This window comes from Mesorhizobium sp. M4A.F.Ca.ET.090.04.2.1, from assembly GCF_003999085.1.
Taxonomy (GTDB): Bacteria; Pseudomonadota; Alphaproteobacteria; order Rhizobiales; family Rhizobiaceae; genus Mesorhizobium.
The window spans coordinates 1-7,357 of sequence record NZ_RZOT01000296.1 but is presented as its reverse complement, the minus strand read 5'-3'; the positions used below and the strand labels follow the sequence as shown (position 1 = coordinate 7,357).

The window sequence follows — 7,357 nt, the reverse complement described above, 5'->3', positions numbered from 1 at the left end:
GCCCGCTACTATGGACGGCATTTCACCAAGAGCTTCGCCGAGGAGGAATTCATCGTCACCGCGTCGGGCATGCATGCCATCCAGCTTGCGATCGACGCACTCGCCGGCCAGGGCGACGAGGTGATCTATCTGTCGCCGGCCTGGCCGAATTTCGCCGCCGCGGCAGGGGTTGCGGGCGCCGTTCCGGTTGCGGTCACACTCGATCCGTCCGGCAATGGCTGGTCCTGCGACGTCGACAAGATCGCGGCCGCGATCACGCCGCGCACCAAGGCGCTGTTCGTCAACACGCCGTCCAACCCGACCGGCTGGACCGCTGACAGGGAGACGCTGCAGGCGATCCTCGATCTTGCCCGCCAAAGCGGCGTCTGGATCATTGCCGACGAGATCTACTCGCATTTCCACTATGGAAGCGGCCGCGCGCCGTCCTTCCTCGATGTGTCGACGGCGGAAGACCGTATCCTGTTCGTCAACAGCTTCTCCAAGAACTGGGCGATGACGGGCTGGCGCGTCGGCTGGATCAGGACCCACCCCGCCTTGCAGCAGGTGTTCGAGAACCTGATCCAGTATTCGACCTCGGGTGTCGCCCAGTTCATGCAGCGCGGCGCCGTCGCCGCCCTCGACGAGGGGGATGCCTTCATCGTCGAACAGGTCGAGCGTGCGCACGCCGCGCGCGACCTGGTCTGCGGCATTCTGGGCGCGACCGGCAAGGCACGCTTCACCGTGCCGCAGGGCGCCTTCTACCTGTTCTTCACGGTCGACGGCATCACCGATTCCCGCACCGCCGCCTTCGACATCGTCGACCATGCCAATGTCGGCCTGGCGCCAGGCACCGCATTCGGACCCGGCGGCGAGACCTTCCTCAGGCTATGCTTCCACCGCCGCCTCGACCAGCTCGAGGAGGCGGCGCACCGCCTGGCGAAATGGATGACAACGATTTGAGCAAGGCTGGATTGTGCGTCAGGCAAGTTCTTGCCTGAACGGCTTACTTTCAAGGGCGGTGCCCCCCCTCATCCGCCTGCCGGCACCTTCTCCCCGTGAAGGACGGGGAGAAGGGAGGGCCGCAACCTCGCCGCTCTTTCTGCGACGCGCCAGGTGGCGAAACCATCAACGCCAGCGCATTTCTCCCCGTTCTTCACGGGGAGAAATGTCCGGCAGGACAATGAGGGGCAGCGCCAGCGTTCTATGATTTGGCAGGACCTGTTACGCATCACCGCCCACGAACCACCAGCAGGTCACCCGCCCGACTTCGGCACCAGCAGGGGAATGATCCGGTCGCTCTTGGCGACGGACGGCCGGCCGCTCGAGGCATAGGGGATGCCGAGCGCGTCCCAGGTCTCGACCAGGGCGTCCTGAAGTTCGGCGATCAGCGCGTCCGAATGGAACGGCGTCGGCGTGATGCGCAGCCGCTCGGTGCCGCGCGGCACCGTCGGATAGTTGATCGGCTGGATGTAGATGCCGTGGACGCCGAGCAGGCGGTCGCTGGCCATCTTGCAAAGTTCGGGATCGCCGACCAGCACCGGCACGATGTGGGTGGACGATTCCATCACCGGGAGGCCGGCGGCGGCAAGCACCTCCTTGGTCCGCGACGCCTGGCGCTGCTGCGCGTCGCGCTCGGCCTGCGAGCGCTTCAGATGCCGGATCGAGGTGGTGGCGGCGGCGGCAACAGCCGGCGGCAGCGCCGTGGTGAATATGAAGCCCGGCGCATAGGAGCGCACGGCATCGATCACCGCGCTGGTGCCGGTGATGTAGCCGCCGAGCGTGCCGAAGGCCTTGGCGAGCGTGCCTTCGATGATGTCGATGCGGTCGGCCAGCCCCTCGCGCTCGGTAATGCCGCCGCCGCGCGGACCGTACATGCCCACCGCATGGACCTCGTCGATATAGGTCATAGCGTTGTAGCGCTCGGCGAGGTCGACGATCTGCTTGATCGGGGCGATGTCGCCATCCATCGAATAGACGCTCTCGAAGACGATCAGCTTGGCGCGCTCGCGTCCCGCAGCCTGCAGCAGGCTCTCCAGATGCGCGACGTCATTGTGGCGGAAGATCTTCTTTTCGGCGCCCGAACGGCGCACGCCCTCGATCATCGAAGCGTGGTTGAGCTCGTCCGAGATGATCAGGCAGTTCGGCAGAAGCCGTGCGATGGTCGAGATCGAGGCCTCGTTGGAGACGAAGCCGGAGGTGAAGACGAGCGCTGCTTCCTTGTCGTGCAGGTCGGCCAGTTCCAGTTCAAGCTCCACCAGCGGGTTGCTGGTGCCGGAGATGTTGCGGGTGCCGCCGGCGCCCGACCCCATCTTGCCGGCAGCCTTCTGGAAAGCGTCGATGACGTCGGGATGCTGGCCCATGCCGAGATAGTCGTTGGAGCACCAGACGGTGATTTCCTGGGCGCGGCCGTTGGAACGCCAGATGGCTCGCGGGAACTTGCCGACAATGCGTTCGAGGTCGGCGAAAACGCGGTAGCGCCGCTCCGCATGGAGCTGGTCGATCGCTTCCTCGAAGAACCGCTGGTAGTTCATGTCGCCTTCCCGATTTTGTGCCGGATCATAGTCATTGCCCCATCAGGCGTCCACCGGGGCCCTTTGGTCAAAATGCCACGCCCCAAGCGTGTTCCTAACGACCACGGATCGTGGCCTATTCCCTTGATGTGGATCAACTTTGTTTCAGTACGATGCCTTGGGCCCCGGCGACTGTTACGCATTTGACACTGGAGTTTTATTCGCCTTGCGGCGCGCTTTCCAGTAAGGCGGCCTTGAGACAGTTTCCAACAAATCTTGATCAGCGAGGACGCGTATGACGGTTTTGGTGACGGGCGGTGCCGGTTATATCGGCAGCCATATGGTCTGGGAGCTTCTGGACGCGGGCGAGAGCGTTGTCGTTCTCGACCGGCTTTCGACCGGCTTCGAATGGGCGGTGGCGCCGGAGGCCAGGCTCGTCGTCGGCGATGTCGCCGACCGCGAACTGGTCGGCCAGATCATCAGGGACAACAAGGTCGATGCCATCATCCATTTCGCCGGCTCGATCGTGGTGCCAGAGTCGGTCGCCGATCCGCTCGGCTACTACGAGAACAACACTTCCAAGACGCGCACCCTGATCGAAACGGCCGTGCGCGAGGGCGTGCCGCATTTCATCTTCTCCTCCACCGCCGCGGTCTATGGTGGCGCCGGATTGGAACCGGTGCGCGAGGATGCCGGGCTTTCGCCGGTATCGCCCTACGGCCTTTCCAAGCTGATGAGTGAGTGGATGTTGCGCGACGCGGCGAAGGCGCACGATATCCGCTATACGGCGCTGCGCTATTTCAACGTCGCCGGCGCCGATCCCAAGGGCCGCACCGGCCAGTCGACGCCGGGCGCCACGCATCTGATCAAGGTCGCCTGCGAGACCGCGCTCGGCAAGCGCCCCTTCATGCAGGTGTTCGGCACTGACTATCCCACCCCGGATGGCACCTGTATCCGCGATTACATCCATGTCAGCGATCTGGCGGCGGCGCACCGGCTGGCGCTGCAGCGGCTACGCGAAGGCGGCACCAGCCTGGTCGCCAATTGCGGCTACAGCCACGGTTACTCGGTGCTGCAAGTAATCGACAGCGTGCGCCGCGCCTTCGGCCGTGATTTCGAGGTCAAGATGGGCGACCGCCGCCCCGGCGACGCCGCCGCCATTGTCGCCAACTCCGAGCTTGCCCGCGCTGAGCTTGGTTGGACGCCGCAGCGCGACGATCTCGATCAGATCGTTGCCGACGCGCTGGCCTGGGAACGCATCCTCAGCGGCAAGAACTCGGCACGCGGCTGACCCAATCAGCTTGCGAGCCCAAGGGCTCGTCCTGCGCGCCGAGACGCGCTATTGAGGGTCTCACGGCGGCGCGTGGAGGCGCGCCGCCCTGTTCCGGAATTGCGTCAAAACAAGGAAATAGAGCGGTTCTGCGTTTCCGTGAAACGGTGAACCGCTCGAGGGGGCGGCATGAAGGTCTTGGTGCTTGGGGCCGGCGTCGTTGGCACGGCGGCCGCCTATTACCTGGCGAGCGATGGCCATGAGGTGACGGTGATCGAGCGCCACCAGGCCGCCGCGCGTGGCACCAGCCAGTCGAATGCCGGCCTTGTCTCGCCCGGGGACGCCACCGCCTGGGCTTCGCCCGCCGCGCTGAAGACCTTCATGCGCGCGCTCTGGAACCACGATCTCGGCATCAAGGTCAGGCTGCGCTTCGATCCCTATTTCCTCGCCTGGAGCCTGCGCTTCCTGCGCCAGTGCACGGTGGCGCGCCTGCGCGCCAACAGCCAGGTCAAGCTGCGCCTGGCGCTCTATTCCCGCGACTGCATCAACGCGCTCTCGGAAGCGACCGGCATTCACTACGACGAGCGTAAGAAGGGCATTCTCTATTTCTTCCGCTCGCAGCACAGCCTCGACACCGGCACCGACAATTACCGCTACCTTGCCGAGCACGGCCTGCCGATCGAGATCGTCGGCCGTGACCGGCTGATCGAGCTGGAGCCCGGCCTCGCCGGCGCCAGGGACAAGATCGCCGGCGGCGTCTATTCGCCGATCGACCAGACGGGCGATTCCCGGCAGTTCGTGGAAAAGCTCGCCGCTTATGCGGCCGCAAAGCTCGGCGTCAAATTCCTCTTCGGCACGACCGTCGAAGGCCTCGACATCGAAGGTGATCATGTGCGCTCGGTGATGACCTCGGCCGGCCCGGTCGCCGGTGACGCGGTGGTCATCTCCTTGGGACCGGAAAGCGGCCTGCTCGGCCGCCGCTACGGCATCGACCTGCCGGTCTATCCAGTGAAGGGCTACACCGCGACCATACCGCTGGAGGACGAGAGCAAGGGGCCGACCATGGGCGGCGCCGACGAGGACCAGCTGATCGGCTATTCGCGGCTCGGCAACCGGCTGCGCCTTGCCTCCACCGCCGAGTTCACCGGCTTCGACCGCAGCTTCAAGCCGCGTGATTTCGCCGCCATGTTCAGGACCGGCAAGGACCTGTTTCCCGGCGCCTTCGACGAGAAGAAAGCGGAGCTTTGGGCGGGCCTCAGGCCAATGATGCCGAACTCCGTGCCGGTGATAGGGCAGGCGCGCTACACCAACCTTTACCTCGACACCGGCCACGGCCATGTCGGCTGGACGATGGCTTGCGGCTCGGGAAAATTCCTCGCCGATATCGTCGCCGGCCGCAAGCCGGAGATCGATCCGCAAGGGCTGGTCTACAGGAACTAGAGATGTCTGGACCGCAAGTCGCCATCGATCTCGGCCGCATCGAGCGCAATGCGCGCACCGTCGTCGAGCGCTGCGCGCATTCCGGCATCGAGGTCTTCGGCGTCACCAAGGGCATGTGCGGCATGCCGCAGGTGGCGCGCGCCATGCTGCGCGGCGGCGTTGCCGGCATCGCGGAGTCACGCTTCGAGAACATCCGCCGGCTGCGCGACAGCGGCATCAATGCGCCGATCATGCTCTTGCGCAGCCCGCCCATCGCGCGCGTCGAGGAGGTGGTGCGGACCGTCGACATCAGCCTGCAGTCGGAACTTTCGATCATTCGCGAGATCGCCCGCATCGCCGAGCGCATGGGCCGCGTCCACGACATCATGCTGATGGTCGACCTCGGCGACCTGCGGGAAGGCATCTGGCCGAACGACCTTGTGCCGACCGTCGAGCAGATCCTGGAGATGAAGGGCGTGCGCATTGCCGGCATCGGCACCAATCTCGGCTGCTTCGGCGCCATCTTGCCGACCGAGGAGAATCTCGGCCAGCTCGTCGCCCATGCCTACAAGATCGAGCGTCTGTCGGGCAAAAGCCTCGATTGGATATCGGGCGGCGCCTCGTCCTCGCTGCCGCTGTTGCTCGAAGGCCGGCTGCCCGCCGGCATCAACAATCTGAGGGTCGGCGAGGCGATCCTGCAGGGCGGGCTGGAAACTTTTCGCGATCCGCCCTGGGAAGCGCTGGAGCTCGATGCCTGCCGGCTTACCGCCGACATCATCGAGGTCAAGAAGAAGCCATCGCGGCCGATCGGCCAGTCCGGCTACGACGCGTTCGGCAACCAGCCGGTCTTTCCCGACGAGGGCGACAGGCTGCGCGCCATCGCCAATATCGGCCGCGAGGACGTGCTGGTCGAAGGCCTGATGCCGATCGCCAAGGGCGTGCGCGTGCTCGGCGCCTCCAGCGATCATCTTTTGCTTGACGTCCAGGACGCCGATCCACCTCCCGTCGTCGGCGGCCGCGTCGCCTTCCGCATGAGCTATGGCGCCATGCTTCTCGCCATGACCTCCGAATATGTCGAGAAGGCCCCGATGCACGACGTCGAGGACTATTCCGGCCGCAAGATGGTGTCGATCTCGGCCGAGCCGTCGGCGGCGGGCATCCTCGCCCGTGAGGCGACCGGGGCGCGGCTCGAGGCGATGAACTTCGATGTCGTCGAATTGGCCGACGCGGAACGGCCGCCTTCGGGCCTGATTCGGCTGACGGCGGGCGCCGACCGCCGCATTGCCCACACGGCACTTGCCGCGACCGCGCGGGCGACACACTCATTTGGCCTGATCTGGATCGATTCCATCGCCGCGCTGATGCCCGAGGAGATCGAAGGCATCGACCTGCCGGAGGCTTCGGTGCTCGCCCGCATGTTGGGTCTGGATCACAAGCCGGGCGCGTTGCAGCCGCAGCTTTCGCCGGAAAACATCGTCATCGTCGGCTTGCGCCACGCCGATCCGGCCGAGGCGCGCGTGCTGACGGATTCGCGCGTCTCCGCCTTCACCATGACCGACATCGACGCCATGGGCATGGGGGAAGTGATGCGCGAGGCGATCCACATCGCCTCCTCCGGCACCCAAGGGTTCCACGTCGCCTATGCGCCCGAGGTCACCGAGTTCTCCGGCTGGGCGGCAGGCTCCGGCGGCATCACCGTGCGCGAAACGCATCAGGCGATGGAGGCGGTGGCACTCTCGGGCGGGCTCTTGTCGATGAGCGTTTCTGGCTTCACCGCCGATCTCGAACCCAGGATCGCCACCGATGCCGTCAGCTTCGTCATGTCGGCCTTCGGCAAGCGGATTCTATAGCTAAATTGACTTGCGATCGGAGCGGAACGTAACCTCAACCCAGAAATTTTGAATCCAGTTGGATGCCTAGATGAGAATACTTGGGGACGTTGGCAGAGTTAATTCCATCTTGTTTGCTGCAATGGCATTTTTATCAGGCTCGTCTGCTTGTGTTTTTGAAAAAGCCAACAATTGTGGAAATTATGTTGGAATGGGTATTAGCTATGGGGATGGAGGTTCGGAATGTGAATCGTATCTGTCAATTAATTACGGCATATCTCTATTTTCGCAATCAAGTGGATTTAAGCTGGATTTCTTATTGACTCCGCTAATTATAGACGCCTTTTTGG

General features: G+C 64.3%; 6 protein-coding genes. 5 read left to right on the top strand and 1 reads right to left on the bottom strand.

The annotated features are described in order from the left end of the window. Positions 1 to 939: pyridoxal phosphate-dependent aminotransferase (locus tag EN781_RS20270; protein WP_127400270.1), on the top strand; the 939-nt coding region annotated here is incomplete at its 5' end. A 293-nt stretch (positions 940 to 1,232) separates the two neighbouring features. Here EN781_RS20270 and hemA read toward each other — a convergent pair. Beyond that, positions 1,233 to 2,510, bottom strand: a complete 1,278-nt coding sequence (gene hemA, locus EN781_RS20265; RefSeq protein WP_126056567.1) for a 5-aminolevulinate synthase — start codon at positions 2,508 to 2,510, stop codon at positions 1,233 to 1,235. A gap of 274 nt (positions 2,511 to 2,784) precedes the next feature. Here hemA and galE point away from each other — a divergent pair, with 274 nt between their 5' ends. The 4 genes from galE to EN781_RS34845 form a co-directional block, all read left to right on the top strand. Next, the gene (gene galE, locus EN781_RS20260) at positions 2,785 to 3,780 is read left to right on the top strand and encodes a UDP-glucose 4-epimerase GalE (protein ID WP_126056566.1); all 996 of its coding nucleotides are present in this window, start codon (positions 2,785 to 2,787) and stop codon (positions 3,778 to 3,780) included. 168 nt (positions 3,781 to 3,948) lie between these two features. Further along, a complete protein-coding gene (locus tag EN781_RS20255; RefSeq protein ID WP_126056565.1) occupies positions 3,949 to 5,199 on the top strand; it encodes a D-amino acid dehydrogenase in 1,251 nt (416 codons plus the stop codon). Between the two features lie 2 nt (positions 5,200 to 5,201). After that, positions 5,202 to 7,028 (top strand): alanine racemase, encoded by a 1,827-nt coding sequence (locus EN781_RS20250; protein WP_126056564.1) that lies wholly within the window; start codon positions 5,202 to 5,204, stop codon positions 7,026 to 7,028. Between the two features lie 70 nt (positions 7,029 to 7,098). Further along, on the top strand, positions 7,099 to 7,357 hold a 259-nt coding region (locus tag EN781_RS34845; protein ID WP_210213485.1), incomplete at its 3' end, for a hypothetical protein.

Bases quoted from the DNA above. Each gene is read 5' to 3' on its own strand.
- galE (WP_126056566.1), top strand. From the start codon at position 2,785: ATGACGGTTTTGGTGACGGGCGGTGCCGGTTATATCGGCAGCCATATG.
- hemA (WP_126056567.1), bottom strand. From the start codon at position 2,510: ATGAACTACCAGCGGTTCTTCGAGGAAGCGATCGACCAGCTCCATGCG.
- EN781_RS20255 (WP_126056565.1), top strand. From the start codon at position 3,949: ATGAAGGTCTTGGTGCTTGGGGCCGGCGTCGTTGGCACGGCGGCCGCC.
- EN781_RS20250 (WP_126056564.1), top strand. From the start codon at position 5,202: ATGTCTGGACCGCAAGTCGCCATCGATCTCGGCCGCATCGAGCGCAAT.